This is a genomic window from Nocardiopsis gilva YIM 90087 (genome assembly GCF_002263495.1).
GTDB classification, from domain to species: domain Bacteria; phylum Actinomycetota; class Actinomycetes; order Streptosporangiales; family Streptosporangiaceae; genus Nocardiopsis_C; species Nocardiopsis_C gilva.
Window position 1 is genome coordinate 305830 of the sequence record NZ_CP022753.1, and the last position, 19036, is coordinate 324865.

Consider the following 19036-nt stretch of genomic DNA (forward strand, 5'->3'; position numbering starts at 1 on the left):
ACTGCCCGCCGTCGACGACTGGACCACCGAGAGGAGGCCCGTTTTCCCACCCCGAGAAGGAATAACGAACAAAACCGGTCGGTAACCAGCGAGGTCCGGAAATCCCACACACTCCCGCGGATATTCCGCATGTTTTTGGGAGGCTTGCTGGCCGCCTTCGATCGTGCAGCCCAACGGAACAGAGCTTGAGCCGCCACACCAGCCGGGGTTACCGGCGAGTCGCAACGGGTCCCAGGTCGGGGTCGACGTCGGTAACGACCAGACCGGACCGCACAGCGGTTAGACGCACACAGCCATCCGCCGACGTGTCATCACCGCAGCCACTGTCGATCACATTTGTCGCCTACATCCGATCTTGTCCAAGATTCGACGGCGACTGGCCGCGCGACCACTAATCTAGGGGCGCCTACTCACCTACGAGTACAGAAATGGCGCATTGAACCGCATCTGGTTTTAATTAGATGAAGATAGAAGAAATAGGATGGGTCGGGCCCGACTCACATGGATGGATTTGGATAGACGGAGGAGACACCTGTGGGACCTTGGAAGCTGCCTGACCTGCCGGAAGGCCCTCACAAGGACCTCAACCGCGCCCTGCACGCCCTGCGGGCGGAGGCGGGCTACCCCGTAGTCGCAACCATCGAGGAGGCGGTATCCGCCCTGCCGGTGGTCGAGCGCTTCAAGGACTGCCCGCCCAAGATCAGCGCCTCGACGATCCATAACGCCTTCGCCAGCGCCAAGTTGCCGTCCTATGGGCGTCTCGTGCAGATCGTGCGAGCCCTGGGACTCGCCGCCGAGCGGCTGAAGGGCACCCCCGACGCGGCGGCGGCTGCCGACGACCGGGTTCCGGAGTTCACCCGATTGTTGGAGTCCGCCATGACGGGCGAACACCAGCCGAGATGGGCACTACCTGCGGGCGACGCCCTACATCAGATGTACATGATCAGCGAGCGGGCAAAGCGCGAAGAGCAGGCGATCTGGGAAGAGGGACGTGTCCAATGGGAGAACTTGGCCGGCAGGGCCCGACGCCAAGCGCTGATAACCCTGTTGGCCGTGTATGACGAGGCCCACGACGAGCTGACGCAGACGCTCCAGCGGATACGTGCGCGGCGCCAGCAGCTGCACTCCGAATTCGCAGGAACGGGGACAGTGCCCGCAGCGCAGACACCCCTCACCAAGCAGATCCACGAGAACCGGGGCTATGACGACCACCAGACCGCGGCCACCAGCCGCTCCATGGAGGACTACCTGTGCCAACCTGACGCCATGACGCCGTTTCCCAGCCTCGCCCCCCACTTCCCCATCCACACCCTCGCGGAAGAACTTGCCGCCGCGGACGAACCAACCGTCCCCATGGCGTCAATGAGGCGGCATCAGCGCAAGGGTTGGTTCGACGAAGACGCGCCTGAGCCGGTGGTCCCCCGCCGTGGTAGACGGTTGAATGTCGTTGGACGTGTTATTGGTCGCCTGTCGGCGTATTCCAGGATGCCCTAGCTGCTGGGTCTTTCGGGAGTACCCCCGAAAGACCCAGCAGAGTTGAGGTGGGTGCGGCGGGCCACCCCCACCAGCACCGGGCTTTCGCGGAGCCATCGCGGCGACCGGACCGTGATCGGCTACGGGATGGCTGCTCCAGTGCTGCCCCGACTCCGGGGCGCCGGGATCAAGGTCATCGCCGTCGAGGGCGACGAGTCGGTCAAGGGCCGCGCCCGGCCGGTCGACACGAGGGGGCCGGTGGAGGAAGGTGGTGCCGCCTGACCGGAGGAGGCGATCAGGCGACCGTGAGGAAGGCGGATGGGGCTGCCAGTCGGCGAATTCAGAGGCTCAGAAGGACCTCGCAGCGATGGTCGGTGCTGCTCACACGGCCGTTGGCAAGACGTCGACCTCGCCGAACGGGCAATTCATGTCGTCATGTCAGCGGCCTCCACCCGCCAGACGGCGGACTGATTCCCTCCGACGGCGGGCTGACGCGGGCACGGCGGGTCGGCGACGATCACGTTCCCTACAGTCGGATGCGGACGCCTAAGGAGAACACATGACGACCCCGCCCCCACCGTTCGACCCGGAACTGGCAGCCGCCTTGGATCTCATGGGGATCACCTCAACGGTACAGATCACCCCAGAGAACATCGCCACGCTTCGAGAGAGCGCGTATGGACAGACGCCGTCGCTGGAGGAGCTGAGCTGTGGCGGAGCCTTCGACGTCGAGGAGCGCAGCGTGCCCGGCCCGCAGGGCGCTCCCGATGTCGGCCTGCTGATCTTCCGTCCCACCCACGTGCAGGGTCCGCGGCCCGTCGTGTACTTCATGCACGGTGGCGGCATGGTGATGGGCGGCGCGAAGGTGGGCACGGAACGGGCCCTGGAGTGGGCGCGTGAACTGGGCCTGACCGTCGTGTCGGTGGAGTACCGGCTCGCCCCCGAGCACCCGCACCCGGCCCCGGTCGAGGACTGCTACGCAGGGCTGCTGTGGACGGTGAAGCACGCGGCCGAGATCGGCGGCGACGCGGGCCGGATCATTCTGGCCGGAACCAGTGCCGGAGGCGGCCTCGCCGCGGCCACTGCCCTCCTGGCCCGCGACCGCAAGGGGCCGCAGGTGATCGGGCAACTGCTCGTGTGCCCGATGCTGGACGACAGGAATGACACGCCGTCCGCGCACCAAATGGCGGGGCGGGGCGTGTGGGACCAGGCATCCAACGAGGTCGGGTGGAGCGCGCTGCTGGGCGAGCGACGCGGGACCGAGGATGTGCCGCCGTGCGCCGCACCGGCCCGGGCCACGGATCTGTCCAGGCTGCCACCCACCTTCATCGACGTCGGCTCGGCCGAGACCTTCCGGGACGAGGACGTCGACTACGCGACACGCATCTGGTGTTCCGGGGGCCAGGCCGAGCTGCACGTGTGGCCCGGCGGGTACCACGGGTTCGACGGCTTCGCCCCGCACGCCGCACTCTCCCAGGAGGCCCGCGCCGCCCGACTGAACTGGCTGCGCCGCCTCGTGGGCGAGTAACCAGCGGCCTCGGAGGAGGACAGGGCAACACCATGGAAGAGCTGGCAGGGCGGCTGACCGCGCTGGACCCGGACGCGGAGGCGGCGGTCCGCGTCATCGCCTACTTCGACCGCCTGGTCGAGGGCCGGGCCGGGCTCGAGGCCCTCGTGCGCGGCGCGGCAGTCCTGTCCGGCTCTCCCGCTCGCCTCATCGACACGGATCAGCGCGTGCGCATCCGCATCGAGCCTGACGGGCGGCGCCATGACAGCGCGGGGACCTGTGGCGATCGCCGCACCACCGCCCAGAAGATCGGGGAGGACACCGATGAACTGGTCGACGTCGTCATCGCCGGGATCGGGACCGGCGGGACCGCGACCGGCGTCGGTCAGGTGCTCAACACGGATGGTGAGAGCAGATCTGCTCTTACCATCCGCGAACGCGCGTATACCTCCGCGACCAGTAGTTTGACCCTTGCCTCGGACCACGGGTCGGGCTGTCGGCCACCGTGGCGGAACGAAAGGCCCGAACAAGGAGCGGGGTTCGGGCCTTGATCGTTGCATGGTCACGGTCGCACGCACTGACTCTGGGTGTCGCCGTCGGCTTACCGCGCCCTTAGCGCCTACCGCCTGACCCGTGCCGCACGCCTGTGGGGTTACCGCGATCTCACTGCTGACATGATCCCCAAGCACAGACCCATGGATGTCGCGAAGGTGGCGCCACCGGTGAGCACAGCGTCGCCGAGTCCTCCTCCTGTGTTGGCCTTCACGATGCCGGCAACGAGCGCCACCAAAAGGGAAATGAGCGCACACACCAGCATCCAGAGCAGGCGCATACGGAGCTGCATCTCCGACTGGGGGGTGTCCACCGCGAGGTTCCTCATTTCTTTCGGGGTGACAGATGACGGGGGTGGTGGGTCAGCCGAGCGACAGGGTTCCGCTCATGAGGAGTTCTGCGATGTCGGTGCGGGTACTAGCTGCCTTCCGTACCAGTCGCTGGTGGACCGAGATCTGGTCATCGAAGGTGCTGAGCACAGCAGCGATACGGCGCTGCTCGCCGATCGGAGGCAGCACCACAGCGAGCTGCCCAAGCTTCTGGCCGCTGATAGAGGGGACCGCGGTGGCCGCAGAGTGTTCCTTGATCCACCCCATGATGCGCGGCAGGGCCAGGTAGCCGAGGAGGTAAGCGGGGTCGGTCGCCTGCGGCTCCCGCGCCCGCAACCGCAGGAGGTTGGTGGTGGGCACCCAGCCCTCCTGTTCTTCTGCGACAAGCGCGGAAGGGCCCGTTGAACCGGACCGGACACAGACGATGTCTCCCATCGCCAGCCGGAAGCGCTTGAGTTCTGCTGCTCGTTCACGCGAAACCGTCTCCGGACGGTCGCCGACATCGATCCGCCCGTCACGAAGGTGCTTCGGCAGCACGATGGGCACCTCCCCGTCTCCCATGCGCTGATCCGCCCGCAAGCGTGAGTAGGACGGTCCGGCCTGGATTTCGCACACGGAGGCCAAGGGCACACGGACCCACCCGTCTGGCAGCGCATCGCCGGCGTCCGCGTCAAGCCCAGTGCTCCAGTGACGCAGTCCGTCCACGGCCTGATCCGTCTTGCGCGCCTGATCCGCTAGCTCAGCGAGATGATCAAGCGCCACAACGGGATCGAGGACCGCCGTCTCGCGGTCCACCCGCCGCTTCGCCTTCACATAGTCAGCGGGATCTAGGGAGCAGCCGTTGGCGCAGAGCTCATCGACATCCGCAGAGCCGCTGATACCGTCAGCCGTCCCAGAGGTCCGGCGTGTCCCATGACGATCGCGCCAGGCGCACAAGAGATCAATGATGATGTGCTGGTCCTCCTCTGTCAGTGCCCGTCGACCGCGCTTCTTCGTCCCCAGGTAACGAGCGTTGATGAACAGCACGGGTTCGCGCGATCCCGTCGGATGCCGCAGCAGCCACACGCAAACGGGGATGGATGTCGTCGCGAAGAGCTGCGAGGGCAGCGCGATGACGCACTCCACTGCACCGCTCTCGACCATGTTCTGCCGAATGGTGCGCTCTGCCTGGTTCGCCGATGTGCCAGCACTGTTGGGCATGACCACGGCGGCTCGTCCTCCCTCGTTGAGAGAGGAGAGAACGTACTGGATCCAGGCGAAGTTATCGTTGCCGACCGGTGGCGCACCGTAGGGCCACCGGCCTTCCCCTCGCTCACGCGCCATCGATTCCCCAACATTGAAAGGGGGGTTGGCCAGGATCACATCCGCCTTGAGGCACCGGCCTTCCGTACCATCCCAAGGCGCGCGTGACCCCCGCGAGAGCCGGGTGTCCACTCCCTGCAGGGCCAGGTTCATCCCAGCGAGCCGCAGCATCTCGTAACGCGGGTTCTCACCGTGCACTGCCACGCGAGGCGGCCCGTTCTCCGTCCTCACCTTCTGCGCGGCCGCAGCAAGCAGCTCACCGCCGCGAGCATAGGGATCGTAGATCGCGTGGACGCCGGAATCGTCGGACAAGGCGAGCTCCACCATGAGCTCCACCGCAGTGGGAGGAGTGGAGAATTCATCACTCCTCAGGCCGATGTGCTCCTCATACTGCTCCAGCAATTCGCCGAACGCCGCAGCGCTCAGTCGTTCGGCTGATCCGATCAAACGCTTCAGATCCTCGAAGGTTCTCGGTTCCAGTCGAGTGATCGCGTCGTGTACACCGGGGAGCAAGCCCCGACGACGGAGCGCTTCGTCGGCCGAATGCCCGATGGCCTGAAGCAGGGACTTCGCTTCCTCCTGACCACTGCCGTACCAGGCCTTCTGCCGAACTGAGGACCAAAGGGTGGACTCTCCGCCCTGGAGAAAGTTGAGGGCGAGGAGCAGCATGAGGTAGTCGGCCATAGCGCCGGACCCACGGACCCTTCTTGCCAACGGCCCCATGAGCTCATCCAGCACCTGCTGTTCGGCATCGTCGGATACATCGGCACTGACTCCGCCTTTGGAAGCGAAGACGTCGGCCGTGGCGTGGGTAGGGGAAGCGCCCATGTCGAGTTTATGCCGGACCCGGTCCCCGTAGGTGGCCCCGGCCGACTCGCCTGCAATTCTCGACTTGGGCGGAATGGAGCGGGAATCGAGCCAAGCAACGACGTCCGCCAGGCGAAAGTACTCGGTGTCTCCGGACCGATCGGGTCGTGGAAAATCCGGGTAGCGTCGCTGCCAGTTCGTGACCGCCGGACGACGAACCCCGGCGAGCGAGGCGATTTCGGCCCTGGTGACGAGCTGGCGAGGGGTTGGGGGGCGGGTGCGCATGGTGCCTCCTGGTGGGATCAGGCTGTCGCTGGAACATCTGCGACTTTAGGAGCATGGGGCGGTGGGTGTCTATTGCGCACTCACAGTGCGCAATCTTTTCCGCGCCCACACACAGGCAGGCGCGTCACATCCATGGCAGAGCCACATAGCGATGACATGGGGATATATGAGCGCATCCCGCGAGTTCTCACCCTCCCAACCAGAGGGAAATGCCGTTAACAGATGAGCTTCGGAGTGGATCACGTGTCGACAGGAGGGCTCCGTGTCTGCGGCCGACAGCCGGCGGAGAGCAGAGGTACGCAGTGCGCCGCGGGGACATCGCAGTGCCAGACCACCACCCGCCCGGGCGTCCACGGCCGCCGACCCGGCATAAACAGAAAATACGCCCCCCTATATTCATGTAATTCCCCGAAGTCCAGCCGGACGCCTCACGAAGCTCAGGGATGATTCACTTCGCCCCCTTCATCACGATCACAGGATCAAGGTCAGGAATTCTCCTATCCGCCCCTGATCGGTACCATGTTGAGTTCGCGAGGGATGGGGTGCTATGGCCGATGAAAGCCCAGACGAATTTCTGCGGGCAGATGGCGGGGAACTCCCCGCTGACGAGCACGAACCCGTCGACGCGTGGGCGGGTGCCCTGCCCGGAAAGGTCATGGTTCCGGCCTACCTCGCGGCCCGGTTTGCCGCCCAGTATCGAGTGATCGTCGATGTACTTCTCGACGCCCAGGACGACAGCCTCACCGGGATGAGCTTTGATGAGGTCGATCGGGCCGTGCGTCACCGCGTTGTTGGCCTCGTCGGCGAACGGTCCGCTGAACGGCTTCTAGGGGACGCGGCATTCAACCTGGAAGCACGACTGGGCCGCCTGGTGCAATGGGGCGTGCTCACCCGGTGGCAGGAACCAGCGCGCACCGGCGATGATTTCCTACGCCGCAGAGACCGATACCAGCTGACACCCTTGGCGGCACGACTCCACGCCTTCTGGCGCGACGCCGATGACGCAGAAGAAGAGTCCGGAGACCTCACACTCGCCCCTCGAGCAATTCATGATCGACTGGCAGCCTTCACCGACGCCGTTCGACAGAAAAGGTATCCAGCGGCGGCCGGCGAGTTCCAGCAGGTTATCGCCGTTCACCATGGCATGGCGCGGGCGGCCCGCGCGTGGCAGAGGGCCCTCGCACACAACCTCTCCGGTGTTCCCGACGAGGCCAAGCAAGAGCTCGTCTGGCGCACGCTCCAGTCATACGTTGCGATGTGGGGAGAGCAGGTCGATGTGCACAGCCCACGCATCGCTTCCCTCATCGAGCAGCTCGCGCCCCGCTTGACCGAGGGAGTGTGGCGCGCCTGTGTCCGGGGAGCGCTGGCCGAGGACGCCTCGGACGACATGGTTCGGTCCCAGACGGCTCGATGGCAGAACGTCTGGCGTGCGCTGGAAGTCTGGTTCCGCGGCCCCCAGGCCCAGGCCAAGCGGCTGCGCCGGCAGTTGCGCGACATCATCGGCCCGTGGGCCCGCAATACCCAGATCCTCATGGACGCGGGAGGAACCGTCACCCGCAGCGCCGAACTCATCGAGCTCGCAACGGCGATCGAGAACGCTCCTGACGATGAAGCGGCCTGGCGCGTCTGGGACACCGCCCTGGGCGCGTTCCCCCCGCGTCACCTTCTCCTCCTCAGCGATGCCGCCGACGACGGCACGCAGAGCTGGGCGGCCGCGCCACCCGCCCCCGTGACGGCGCGCTACCGCGAACACGGCAACCGGACGCTGGTGGGGCGTCGCCCCCGCCGCGCCGACTATTCAGCGGGGAGGGAGGCCGCACGCCGGGCGCGCCTCTCCGACCTCGCCGAACGTTCCGAAGCCGAGTCGACACTACGGCAGCGCTCGGGAACCTTCCTCTCGGAGTGGCCGGAGCTGAGCCGAGCCGAGTTCGACCTCCTGCTGGATCTCCTCGGCACAGCGCACCGCGCTGGAACCGGTGGTGAGGCGATCACCGATGACGGCCGCTGGCGGGTGTGCATCCGCGAACCCCAGGACCCCGGTGCGATCGCGACACTCCGCGGTCGGGACGGACGCCTGGTCACCGTCGACTGGCACTTCGAACTGGAGCCCGCGGAGTGACGAGCACTATCGACGCCGAAGAGCGCCAGAACGCCTTCACCGGGATGCTCGCCCACCCCAGCATCACCCGCTACAGCCACCCCAAGCTGTGGCGGGATGTGCGCAAACACCGGCCGTTGCTGGTCCAGTGGTTCGACGAGCGCCTGGGGTACCGGCTCGTCGTCGCCGAGACGATGGCCCGCCTCTTCCGGCTGCCCCTGGACGGAAAAGTGATCGCGCCGGTGCGGACACGCATGGTGTCGCGCCGCGTTCTCGTTCTGACCCTGCTGGCAGCGGCATGTGCGGAGGACGCCGACGACCTGACCACCGTGCAGGAGTTGTCCGACCGCGTCCGGGCCCTGACCGCACGGGACGACGTGGGCGCCTCCGACTACGATCCGGACCGCTTCGCCGAACGCCAGATGTTCGTCAAAGCGATCGACCGGCTCGTCTCTCTCGCCGCCCTGCGCCCGACGGACCGGAGCGGGGAGAAGATGCTGACAGGCTGGACCCACCGCAAGGACAGCATCGGGGGCGCCTACCGCGTCGACCGGGAAATGCTCCTGCGGCTGGTCGACCCCGCCTGCCGTGCCGCTGCGCTCGGCCGTCCCGCCGCCCTCCAGCAGGACGAGAACCTGCGCCGCCGATTCACCATCATGCGTCGGCTCATCGAACTCCCGGTCTGCCTCCCCGCCGATCTCAGCGAGGAGGAGTCCGCCTACCTGTCATCCCAGCGGCACCGGATGCTCGACTGGTGCAGGGAAATGACCGGCTGGCAGGTGGAGCAGCGCAGCGAAGGCATTGCCCTGGTCCCCCAGGACGAGGACGCCACCGACCTCCCCTTCCCGAAGGTCCGCGGCGACCACTTCGGCAGCCTGCTCATCCTCGACCGACTCATCGGTGCCGCCGAAGTGGACCGCGCGACGATCACCGAAGCCGCGCGTGAGGTGTGCGGCCGCCACCCCAACGGCGTGACCAAGTGGTTCCGCGAGGCGCCAACCCGCCTGGCGGACGCCGCGATCCCCCTCCTGACCGAGCTCGACCTCCTACGCCCCCACGGAACCGACAGCTGGAAGGTGATGCCGACGGCGGCGCGTTTCCGGGGACCCGAGGTCGTCGCGGCCCAACAGAAGCTCGACACCGAAAGCGAGGACGCTTGACCCCCGTCGCCGACCAGGAGAAGGTGACCGCCCTCGACCCGGCCGACTGGCTGAGAGCCGCGCGCACAGGCGGCGCTCCCGAACCAGTGCGCGAGCGCTGGCAACCCTTGCGCGTCGGCATCGTCAACCTGTGGGAATACGACGACACGGAGTTCTGGTTCGCCGACGGACGGCTCGTTCTGCGCGGGGGCAACGGAACCGGGAAGACCAAGGTCCTGGAACTCACGACTCTCATGCTGCTGCGCGGCGAGATCACCCCGCCGGCCCTGGACCCCTTCGGCTCCCGGCACCGCACCATGCGGTTCAACCTCCTGCCATCCGGAGAGGAGGACGATCCCCGTCCCCCCGCGGACACCGGGCTCGGCTACGCCTGGGCTGAGTTCGGGCGCCTGGACGACGAGGGGCAGCCGCGCTACCTCACCTTCGGCCTCGGGGCCGTGGCACGGCGAGGGGCCGGTACGGAGTCACCGGAGCGGTGGATGTTCCGCACCGCCCGCCGCATCGGAACCGACCTCGTGCTGGCGTCTCCCACCGGCCCACTCCCCGAGAAGGAGCTGCGCGAGCAGAGGGGCGTGGAGGTCATCAAGAACGCGGAGGTCTACCGCCGTGAACTGGCCCGTGAGCTGTTCGCGGTCGATCCGAGCGCCTACGGCAATCTCACCGAGCTGCTCAAACAGCTGCGCCGCCCCAAGCTCGGCGAACGGCTCAACCCCAAAGAACTCGAGCGCACCCTGCGCGACGCGCTTCCCGAGCTGGCCACGGACGAGGTGACACAGCTCGCGGAGGGCTGGGACCGCCTGGAGGAGCTGCGCCTCGGCGTCGAGAAGCTGGAGAACGCGGCCGCCCGAGTCGCGGAGTTCGTCCGCCGGGGCTGGCTGCCGTGGGTGCGCATGGTGGTTCGCGGCCGCGCGGACGAACTCGCCTCCGCCACCACACGTCTCGACGACACCACCCGCGACAAGAGGAAGGCCCAGAACGACCTCGCCACGACTGAGAATGAGCTTGCGGAAAAAGTGGCCGAACACGGCGCCGCCAAATCCCAGCTCGACGCACACCAGGTCCGGTTGCGCGAGCTCCTGGAGTCCAACGCATACCGAGACGCCGTGTCGGCGATGCAGCGCGTCGAGGCCCTGCGGCACCAAGCCAACCGGGAGCAGGAGATCGCGGCTGAGCACAGAACCGCGGTATCCGGGTGTGAAAAGTGGGAAGGCAGGGCCAGGGAGAAGCTACTCAAGACGCGCACCGAACATGACGCGGCCGTGGAGCACGTCGAAGGCACACTCCAGTCCCTGCGGGAGAGCACGACCGACGCCGGCCTGATCACCGCCGCCGCAGACCTCATCGATTCCAGGGATGTCGAGGCCCTCCGCTCTCTCTACGGCAGCAGAATCGAGCGCCTGAACCACCTCACCACTCTCCACGCTCGGTGGGAGAAGGCACAGCAGCGCGTCGACCAACTCGACTCGGTGCTGGAGGACCGGGATCGGCAAGAACAGGAGGCGCGCACCGGGGTCGACCAGGCGCAGTCGTCGGTAGAGCGGGCCACCGCGGCCCTGGAGAAGCGTCTGGCCCACTGGGTGGACGCGCTGGACTCTGCGCCTCCCACACCCGATCAGGTCTCCGCGTGGCATGGCATGGTCGAGGACGCCTCCGCATCGGATGCCGAGAACCGCCGATCGTTGTGCGACGCACTCGGGACGCACCTGAGCGATGCCCAGAAACGGCTGCGAGACCAGCGCGAGGAGCTGCGCACCGAACGGCACCCCTTCGACCTCCGCAAGACCCATGCCGAAAGCGAGCTGGAGAGCGCCCGTTCCGAGACCGACGCCGCTCCCCCTGAGCCCGGACTCTGGAAGCGGCGGCGACGCCCGGAGGCGTCCGCGGAGATGGGCGCACCCTTCTGGCGATGCGTCCAGCCCCGTGCCGACGTCGACTCCGAGCTCCTGGCGGGGCTCGAAGCGACGCTCGCCGCCGCCGGACTCCTCGATGCCTGGCTGGCCACGGACGGCACACTTCTCACGGACGACGCGGACACCTTTTTCGCCCCTGCCGAGCCGACGGCCCTCACCGACCCGACCGACGGCCCCGTGACGCTCACAGCGGTCTTGGAACCCACCCCCAACGGCGGCGTGACCTCGGACCGCATCGCCGAGGTCCTCTCCCGGATCACATGGCACCCTCGACGACCTCCGACACCCGCTGATGAGGACGTATGGCTGGCCGCCGACGGTTCCTGGAGCACCGGAGCGCTCACCGGACGGGCCGTCGCCTCGCGTCCCGCCGCCTACCTCGGAGCGACAGCCCGCGAGCAGGCCCGGCAACGACGCATCGAGGCCCTAGAGTCCGAACTCACCGTGCTCGACGGCGAGATCGCGGCGATCGACTCCCAGATCGGCCTCGTACGGGAGCAGCTCGACCACCTTGACACGGCACGCGAGGAGCTGCCCAGGAAGGAGGAGAACGCCCTCGTCACCGCCCTCGCCCGGCTCAGGGCGGCGCGAGACCAGCACGAGGGCGCCGAGCAGGAGCTGACCAGGGCTGTGACCGCCCACGACGAAGCCCTCGGGAAGCGGGACCGGGAACGCGCCGAGGCCTCCTCCTATGCGGCCGACCACGCGTTTCCGCTGGACAGACTCGACGACGTGCGCCGGGCGCTCGACACCTACAACAGCGCCATCGGCCGACTGGAGTACGACCTGGCCAGGCTGCGAGCGTACGAGGAGCGTGTCGATGAGTCCGAAGGCGAGCTCAGCGACGCAGCCGCTCTGGCGGAGGAGGCCCGGGAGAAGCGCGACGAAGCGATCCAGCGGGCCGAGGCCGCCGAAATCAAGGCAAGGACCGCGGAAGAATCGGTCGGCACCGACTACGAGACCCTGCGACGCAAGCGCGAGAATCTCGAGGACACGATCAACGCGCTCGATAAGTCCACCGAGCAGTCGGCCCAGGCGGTGAGCGTGCTCCGCGTCCGGCACGGCCGCGCGGAGACCGTCCTCGACTCACATGAACAGGCCAGAGCACAGGCGGAACAGCGGAGGGAAACGGCCATTGCCACGCTGTGGCGCGCGGCAGACGAGGGGCTTGTCAGTGCGGTCGGCGTGCCCGTTCCCGACTCGCGCACCATCAAACCGTCACTGGAGATGGCGCAGGAGATCCGGAAGACGATCCGCGAGGCGTCGACGGTCGGCCAGGAACGCGCGTGGCGCCAGTGCTACGCCGCTCTCCAACAGGTGCGCCAGGCGCTGCTCCCCACCCGCGACGCGATCCTGGAGGACGAGGAAGACGGGGACCTGCCCCGGATCTCCATCCAGGTCGACCCCACGTCCGGCCGGGTCGCCCCCAACGTGGCCGCCGAAGAGCTCACCGCGCAGGTTCAAGCCCAGCGGAACAAGTTCGACGCGGAGCAGCAGCGCGTCCTGACACGGTTGCTCGAGTCGACCTTCATCGAGCATCTGAAGGAACGGCTCGACTACACGGAGTCGGTGTTCACGCGCATCAACGGCCGCCTGGTCCAGCACCCCACGCGCCAGGGGCACACCCTCCGGCTGCGCTGGGAGGCCGACGCGGACCACGCCGAGGCGGGGCAGGTCGTCGAAGCCCTCCGCCAGGGCTACGAGCACCTGGCAGAGAACCGCCAGGCGATGGTGCGCGCCTTCCTCAAACGACGCATCGAGGCTGCGCGGGAGCAGGCGAGCGCAGAGGGCATCGCCGACTGGCAGCGGCACCTGGCCATCGCGTTGGATTATCGGCGGTGGCTGCGCATCGGCCTGGAGTTCCGGCCGGGTCCCGGCGCCCGGTGGCGCCCGTTCGACGCCGCACGGCACGGGTCGAAATCGGGCGGCGAGAAGGTCATTCTGCTGTCCCAACCGCTGTTCGCTGCCGCCGTCGTCGCCTATGACGCCGCAGGCCCGCACGCGCCCCGCATGGTGTGGCTGGACGAGGCGATGACGGGGGTGGACAGCCAGGTGAAGGCCGACTTCATGGGGCTGACGGTGGAGTTCGACCTCGACCTGATGCTGACCGCGCACGACGAGTGGTGCAGGTACGCGAGCGTCCCCGCGGTCGCCGTGTACGACCTGTCGCGACAGCGGTTCGTCCCGGGAGTCGACGCCATGCCCTACCTCTGGTGCGGTGGCGACTGGCAACGGTGTGAGGCAACCCTGGCTGCCCGGAGATCCGAAACGGCCTCGGCGCCTGCGGACGAGGGCCTGTTCTGATGGCGGATCCCCTTCCCCGTGCCTTGGCCGAGTGGGCCGACCAGCCTGGGCCGGCCAAGGTGATCAACGAGGTTCGGAAGCGCGCACTGCGAAACGCCTCCACCGAAACGGGGAGTCTCCGGTGTTCACTGACACCCGACGAGCGCACTCAGGTCGGGCGGTTGCTCGGGGTCCAGTGGGTCCTTTCAGAACGCCCCGTGCGGTTGCGGGACCTGAACGCAGCCCTCGCACCGCACGGACACACCGCACGAACGGTGGCGGAGGCGGTCCACGGCCCTATCGTCCCGAACAGTGAAAAGCACCGTTCACAGGAGCTGCGCGCCGACAAGGAGCGCGACGAGGCCCGCGTGATCCTCCGTGCGGTCGACGCGCCCGTGTCCTGGCTGGAGGACCCCTGGCTCCCGCGCCCCGGCGACGGTGAGCTCGTCGGGCTGATCAGGCAGGTCGCCAAGGTCTGGGAAGCGCGACCCGACATCGCGGAACCGCGGCGGCTGGCCGTACTCGCCGCTCACGTCTGTGGAGATGCGCACGCGCTCGACGACCGCCGCCAGCTGGGCAAAGCGGTCGCCCGCCTGGCCGCCACCGTCCACGATCTCGACCGCCCGACGCGCACGGGCACAGCATGGCGGGCCGCCTGGAAGGCAATCGGAGTGCTGTGCGACGAGGTCTCTTCTTGTGTCCTCGTTCTCAACCTCCGGCTCGCCGGAACCGCCTCCGCCGTCCTGCAGGCCACCGCCTCTCCCGGCGAACCGGTCTGGTTGAGCTCCCGCGCCCTGGGCGGCGACTGGAAGGTCGCCGCCCCTACCCCCGTCTTCGTGTGCGAGAACCCGACGGTGGTGGAGGCCGCCGCCGACCGCTGGGGGAGCTCCTGCCACAGCATGGTCTGCACCAACGGCATCGCCTCGACTGCGGCCCTGGAACTCGTCCGCGGCCTGGCGGAGTCGGGGTGTCCCATCTATGCCCGAGCCGATTTCGACCGGACGGGCTTTGTCATCGTCGACCAGGTCCGATCCGTCGCGCCCGCGGCCCACCCGTGGCGCTTCGACGCGGAAACCTATTCCCGAGCCAACCCCGCCCACCGCCTGACCGATACGCCTTTTACGCGCGAATCAATCCAGCAGCCGGTGCACGAGGAAGCCATCCTTGCGTTCCTCCTCGCTGACCTCGATGGACGGGGCGAGCCAACAAGATGAGGCACCTCAGCCTCTCTGGGCAGTGCCCTCTCGCATCCAGGCAGTGGCTTCAAGGCACCCGGTGAGCCACGATGCCTCCGCCGCATCGATCAGAATGTCCCCCACCGTCATGGGACCTGACCGAGAACGGAGCTGTTTGAGCGCGAGATCCGCAACTTCACAGGGCTTCCAGTCCATATCGCTGTGGAGAAGCGTTGCGGTGTCCTCACCTCTGGGCTGGACGAACACCAGGTACTCACCGCAGTCGTTGATAAAGAATCCAACGTAGGAGTCGGCCGCAATCTTTTGACCGCACAGCTCACTCAACATTTCGCGAATTTTTATACCCGCCATTCATCTTTCCTTCCACGTGGATCCTGCCACTGACCCAAGCGAGGCTACTGCAGATCATCCGGCCCGCGAGCCGGGCGCTGCGCGCCACGAGAGCAGAGGTGCTCACCAGGAAAGGAGATTACCGAGGTGGAAGGTGGGATATGGCAGCGAATCCGCGAGATCAAATGACGGTCACGCATAACACCACGGGTAGTTTCACGAAGACTTACGAAGACCCGCAGTTCCCCCGACCGACCGTCAGTTCTGACGAAGAAAACGCGTCGGTTCAGCAAGAATCGCAGCCGCGGACTCCAGATCAGCCAGGCGGCGCGCGAGTGTTGCGGCCGCGAGGCGGGGCGGCAGGGCCTCGTTGAACTTGAGGCCGCGTAGCGCCTTGTCGTCGACCTCGGGCAGGCAGAGCCGCTCGGCCGCATCCGCCGTTCCCTCGCGCCACATCTCCGGGGTGAGGTCGGAGCGCAGGCGAATGTAGGCGTCGGTGAATCGCTGGCTTGCGTCGGCCAGTCCGCCGAGGCTGGCGGCGAGGGTCGCGTTGGCCTTGTAACCGCCCCAGGTCCACCACCGGACATCGTCCCCCTGCCGGGCGATGACGGTGCCTCCCGGGTGGACGAGGTCCAGGTTCCTGTCCCGTGCCTCCGCCAGGTGCGCGGTTGCTCGCTGGGTCAGTTTCACCGGCGGATCGGCGCCGAGCAGCACGTCGCGCACCGCGCGCGACAGCGCGTACGTAGCCGCATCGACCGCCATGCCGAACCAGCGCGCCTTGCCCGGCAGGTCGGACGGCTCGACGAAGCACCGCCGACGCCCCCAGTCGATCCAGTTCACCTTCCACGCCTGCCCGGCCAGCAGCAGGACGCGGGGGCCCTCCACCTTCTCGGTGAGCAGCATGGGGTCGGACCGGCCGATCTCCTTGCGCCCCCACAGCACGGTGAACTGCGGCGGCGCCGTGAACACCGCGGTCAGCTCCATGAAGTGCCGCCGCCCGAACCTCTCCTCGGCCGACGGTCCGATGAACAGGGTCTCGCCGTCCCGCTCCAGAAAGCCCTCGTCGAGGAGGTGGCGCAGGATCGGCTCGGCGCCGCGATCGAACGGCGGCAACCCGTTCCACTCCTCCCGCCACAACACGCGGCCGATCTTGTGCTCCTGCAGGGCGAGTGCCAGCAGCTGCTGGGCGACGATGTGCCGCGGTTCGGGCGGAGCGGTCACCGGTTCCACATAGTTCCGCCCCCACAGGTGCAGCAGCCCGGCGGCGCTCAGCAGGGCGTCGTGGCTTCGGGCCAGGAAGAGGCAGTTGCGGGTGGACCCGGATCGGCGACCCGTCCGGCCCAGCCGCTGGAGAAAGGAGGCGACCGTACCAGGGGCGTCGATCTGGATCACCCGGTCCAGGTCACCGACGTCGATGCCCAGCTCCAGGGTGCTGGTCGCGACGATCACGCAGTCACGTGCCTCCGCGAAAGCGGCTTCGGCACGGCGCCGCTCGTCCAGGGAGAGGGATGCGTGGGAGAGGAACGTGGTGACCCCCTTGCCCCGGAGGGCTGCCCCCAGCTCCTCGACCGTGGCTCGGGAATCACAGAAGACGAGCCGCTTCTCGCCCCGGTGCAGCGCGGCGATGACGGTGGCGGCGTTCGCGGTCGATCCCACGTAGTCGAGTTCGATGTCGCCCGGCGGTGGCTCCTGAGGCGCCCCCTGCTGCGAAGATGAGGCGTCCGGCAGCACGACGCCAGGGGCCACCACGCGGCCCGGGCGCGTTTCGTGGCCGGACCCCTGCAGCCAGTGCAGTAGTTCATCGGGGTTGCCGACCGTGGCCGACAGGCCGATCCGCTGAATCGGCCCTCCAGCGATCCGCTGGAGCCGTTCCAGCACCGCCAGCAGGTGCCACCCGCGGTCGTCGCCCGCGAAAGCGTGCACCTCGTCGACCACCACGGCACGCAGTCCAGCGAACAGCCGACCGTGGTCGGTCTTCGTACTGACCAGCATCGCGTCAAGCGACTCGGGCGTCGTCAGAAGAACGTCAGGCGGTTGCCGCAGAAGACGCTGCCGCGCACCTTGGCGGACATCGCCGTGCCACAGCCCCGCTCTACGGCCCAGCCACCCCGCATACTGCTCCAACCGCGGCACCAGGTTGTTGAGCAGCGCCTTGAGCGGGCACACGTAGAGCACCGAGAGACCGCTCCACCGCTGCTCCTCCATGGCCGACAACAGGGGGAAGGCGGCGGCTTCCGTCTTGCCACCGGCGGTCGGAGCGAGGAGCACCGCGTCCTCACCGTCGAGCAGCGGTGCGACGGCCTCACGCTGCAGCGGCCTGAGGTCCCGCCACCCGAGGGCGTTGACGATGTGGTGGACCAGCGCCGGGTGGAGCCGGTCGACGGCCGATGCCGCCCCGTTCCCGTCCGTCACAGGTCCAACTCGACATCGTCGGCAGCGGCCGCAGCCGCGTTGCGCTCCGTCTCGTTGAGCTCCGTCGAGTCGATCGTCAGTGTGTAGTGGCGACGGGGGTCGAAGTCGGCGAACTCGTCCACCCGATCGAGGACGTCGGCGACGAGCTTGCGGAGGAAGACGCGCGGCGCCACCCCCACATTGGCGCCGAGGCCACCGGTGACGGCCGTCGCCAGCTCCGCGATGTAGGCGTCGTCCACGACGTCACCGATCCGGTCCGGGTTGGAGGCGGCCCCTGCATACAGATCCCGCACCTTGCGCCCCAGCTCTCCGAGCCGCTGCAGATCGAAGCCGGGGAGGCGGAGCTGAACCGCCCGCGGCGAGTCGAACCTCGGGTCGGTGCTGAAGTCGGTGGCCAGCCGCTGGGCCAGCGGGGCGAGCCGCTGCACCCCCTGCTGCCCGTCGTAGAAGGCGGGAGTGCCGGTGATGACCAGGAAGAGACCGGGGAAGCGACCGGCGTCGATCTCGTCCAGCAGCTGGCGGATCGCGTTGAGCCCCTTCTCCCGAACGTCGCCGCGCACGCGCTGCAGGGTCTCGATCTCGTCCAAGACCAGCAGAAGGCCCGGGTGTCCGCAGTCGCTCAGCACCCGCAGCAGCCCCTGCAGGAAGCCCAGTGCGCCGAAGTGGTCGAGGTCCCCCCGGACCCCGGCGGCGCGGCGGGCCGACGCCGCGACCGACTTCTGCCCTCCCAGCCAGGCGAGGAGCGCCTCAGCGGTCGCGGCATCCCCCGCCTGCCGGGCGGACCGGTAGCCGCGCAGCGCCGCCGCGAAGGCCGGTGCGGTGACGGCCACCTCCGCGAGGCGTGCCTCCAGCAGGGTCTCCACGGCCTTGTCCAGAGCCTCGGCGTCGTCCTCGGTGGCCTCGCCCGCCTCCAGCACCTCCTCCTCCAAGGTGAAGAACCAGGAGTCCACCACGGCGCGCAGCGCGCTGGGCGGGTGGGTGTGGGTCGTCAGCCGCTCGGTGAGCCGCCGGTAGACGGTCTCCAGCCGGTGGAGGGGCGTCTCGGTCTCGGAGATCTGGATCTCGGCGGTGGCGAGGCCGACCCGCTTGGCTCGCTCGGAGAGCCAGCGCGCGAAGAACGTCTTTCCGGAGCCGTACTCGCCGCGCACGGCGTGGAAGGCCGCTCGGCCGCTGGCCACCACGTCGAGCTTCTCGTCGAGCGCCCGCTCGAAGCGGTCCAGCCCCACGCCGAAGAGGTCGAGCCCCGACTGCGGCACTGTGCCACGCCGCAGGGCGTCCACCACATCACTGCGGCGGGCGGCGCTGACGGCGTCGGCGGGCGTGCTCACTGCGGTCCTCTCTTTCGCTGGTTCCCCTCACCGGCCATGTTTGTCCTGCGCGTCATGGCGTCCA

Annotated in this window: 13 protein-coding genes; 8 read left to right on the plus strand and 5 right to left on the minus strand. The window is 68.0% G+C overall.

Going from position 1 to position 19036, the window contains the following annotated elements:
* The first annotated feature begins 534 nt into the window (after nt 1–534).
* The 4 genes from CDO52_RS01720 to CDO52_RS27970 all read left to right on the plus strand — a co-directional run bounded on the left by CDO52_RS01720 (nt 535) and on the right by CDO52_RS27970 (nt 3531).
* A complete protein-coding gene (locus tag CDO52_RS01720; protein WP_094932172.1) occupies nt 535–1494 on the plus strand; it encodes a hypothetical protein in 960 nt (319 codons plus the stop codon).
* Nucleotides 1495–1620: 126 nt separating this feature from the next.
* Nucleotides 1621–1755: a hypothetical protein gene (locus CDO52_RS29035; protein WP_269769166.1), complete on the plus strand. Its 135-nt coding sequence runs from the start codon at nt 1621–1623 to the stop codon at nt 1753–1755.
* Between the two features lie 277 nt (nt 1756–2032).
* Entirely contained in the window at nt 2033–3001 is a 969-nt protein-coding gene (locus CDO52_RS01730; protein WP_017620530.1) for an alpha/beta hydrolase, read from the plus strand.
* Nucleotides 3002–3033: 32 nt separating this feature from the next.
* Nucleotides 3034–3531, plus strand: coding sequence for a hypothetical protein (locus CDO52_RS27970; protein WP_026126138.1), 498 nt, complete (start codon nt 3034–3036; stop codon nt 3529–3531).
* A gap of 101 nt (nt 3532–3632) precedes the next feature.
* Here the strand turns inward: CDO52_RS27970 and CDO52_RS01745 are convergent, their stop codons facing one another.
* Nucleotides 3633–3845: a hypothetical protein gene (locus CDO52_RS01745; RefSeq protein WP_017620531.1), complete on the minus strand. Its 213-nt coding sequence runs from the start codon at nt 3843–3845 to the stop codon at nt 3633–3635.
* A 49-nt stretch (nt 3846–3894) separates the two neighbouring features.
* Entirely contained in the window at nt 3895–6255 is a 2361-nt protein-coding gene (locus CDO52_RS01750) for a type I restriction-modification system subunit M/S (protein WP_026126139.1), read from the minus strand.
* 547 nt (nt 6256–6802) lie between these two features.
* Between CDO52_RS01750 and CDO52_RS01755 the strand changes: the two genes are divergently transcribed.
* Genes CDO52_RS01755 through CDO52_RS01770 form a run of 4 tightly spaced genes read left to right on the plus strand, consistent with a single transcriptional unit; the run spans nt 6803 to nt 14920 of the window.
* Complete coding sequence (locus CDO52_RS01755) at nt 6803–8374, plus strand: DUF2397 domain-containing protein (protein ID WP_017620533.1); 1572 nt, start codon at nt 6803–6805, stop codon at nt 8372–8374.
* Nucleotides 8371–9513 (plus strand): TIGR02678 family protein, encoded by a 1143-nt coding sequence (locus CDO52_RS01760; RefSeq protein WP_198345816.1) that lies wholly within the window; start codon nt 8371–8373, stop codon nt 9511–9513. Before CDO52_RS01755 ends, CDO52_RS01760 begins: the two co-directional genes overlap by 4 nt.
* Nucleotides 9510–13727, plus strand: coding sequence for a TIGR02680 family protein (locus CDO52_RS01765; protein WP_017620535.1), 4218 nt, complete (start codon nt 9510–9512; stop codon nt 13725–13727). The genes CDO52_RS01760 and CDO52_RS01765 overlap by 4 nt, the downstream gene beginning before the upstream one ends.
* Entirely contained in the window at nt 13727–14920 is a 1194-nt protein-coding gene (locus CDO52_RS01770; protein WP_017620536.1) for a TIGR02679 domain-containing protein, read from the plus strand. The genes CDO52_RS01765 and CDO52_RS01770 overlap by 1 nt, the downstream gene beginning before the upstream one ends.
* 6 nt (nt 14921–14926) lie before the next feature.
* Here CDO52_RS01770 and CDO52_RS01775 read toward each other — a convergent pair whose 3' ends face one another.
* The 3 genes from CDO52_RS01775 to brxD all read right to left on the minus strand — a co-directional run bounded on the left by CDO52_RS01775 (nt 14927) and on the right by brxD (nt 18972).
* The gene (locus CDO52_RS01775) at nt 14927–15229 is read right to left on the minus strand and encodes a hypothetical protein (RefSeq protein WP_017620537.1); all 303 of its coding nucleotides are present in this window, start codon (nt 15227–15229) and stop codon (nt 14927–14929) included.
* A gap of 261 nt (nt 15230–15490) precedes the next feature.
* A complete protein-coding gene (locus CDO52_RS01780) occupies nt 15491–17644 on the minus strand; it encodes a DEAD/DEAH box helicase (protein ID WP_094932173.1) in 2154 nt (717 codons plus the stop codon).
* On the minus strand, nt 17641–18972 hold the full coding sequence (gene brxD / locus CDO52_RS01785) for a BREX system ATP-binding protein BrxD (protein WP_017620540.1): 1332 nt from the start codon (nt 18970–18972) through the stop codon (nt 17641–17643). The genes CDO52_RS01780 and brxD overlap by 4 nt, the downstream gene beginning before the upstream one ends.
* Nucleotides 18973–19036 lie beyond the last annotated feature (64 nt).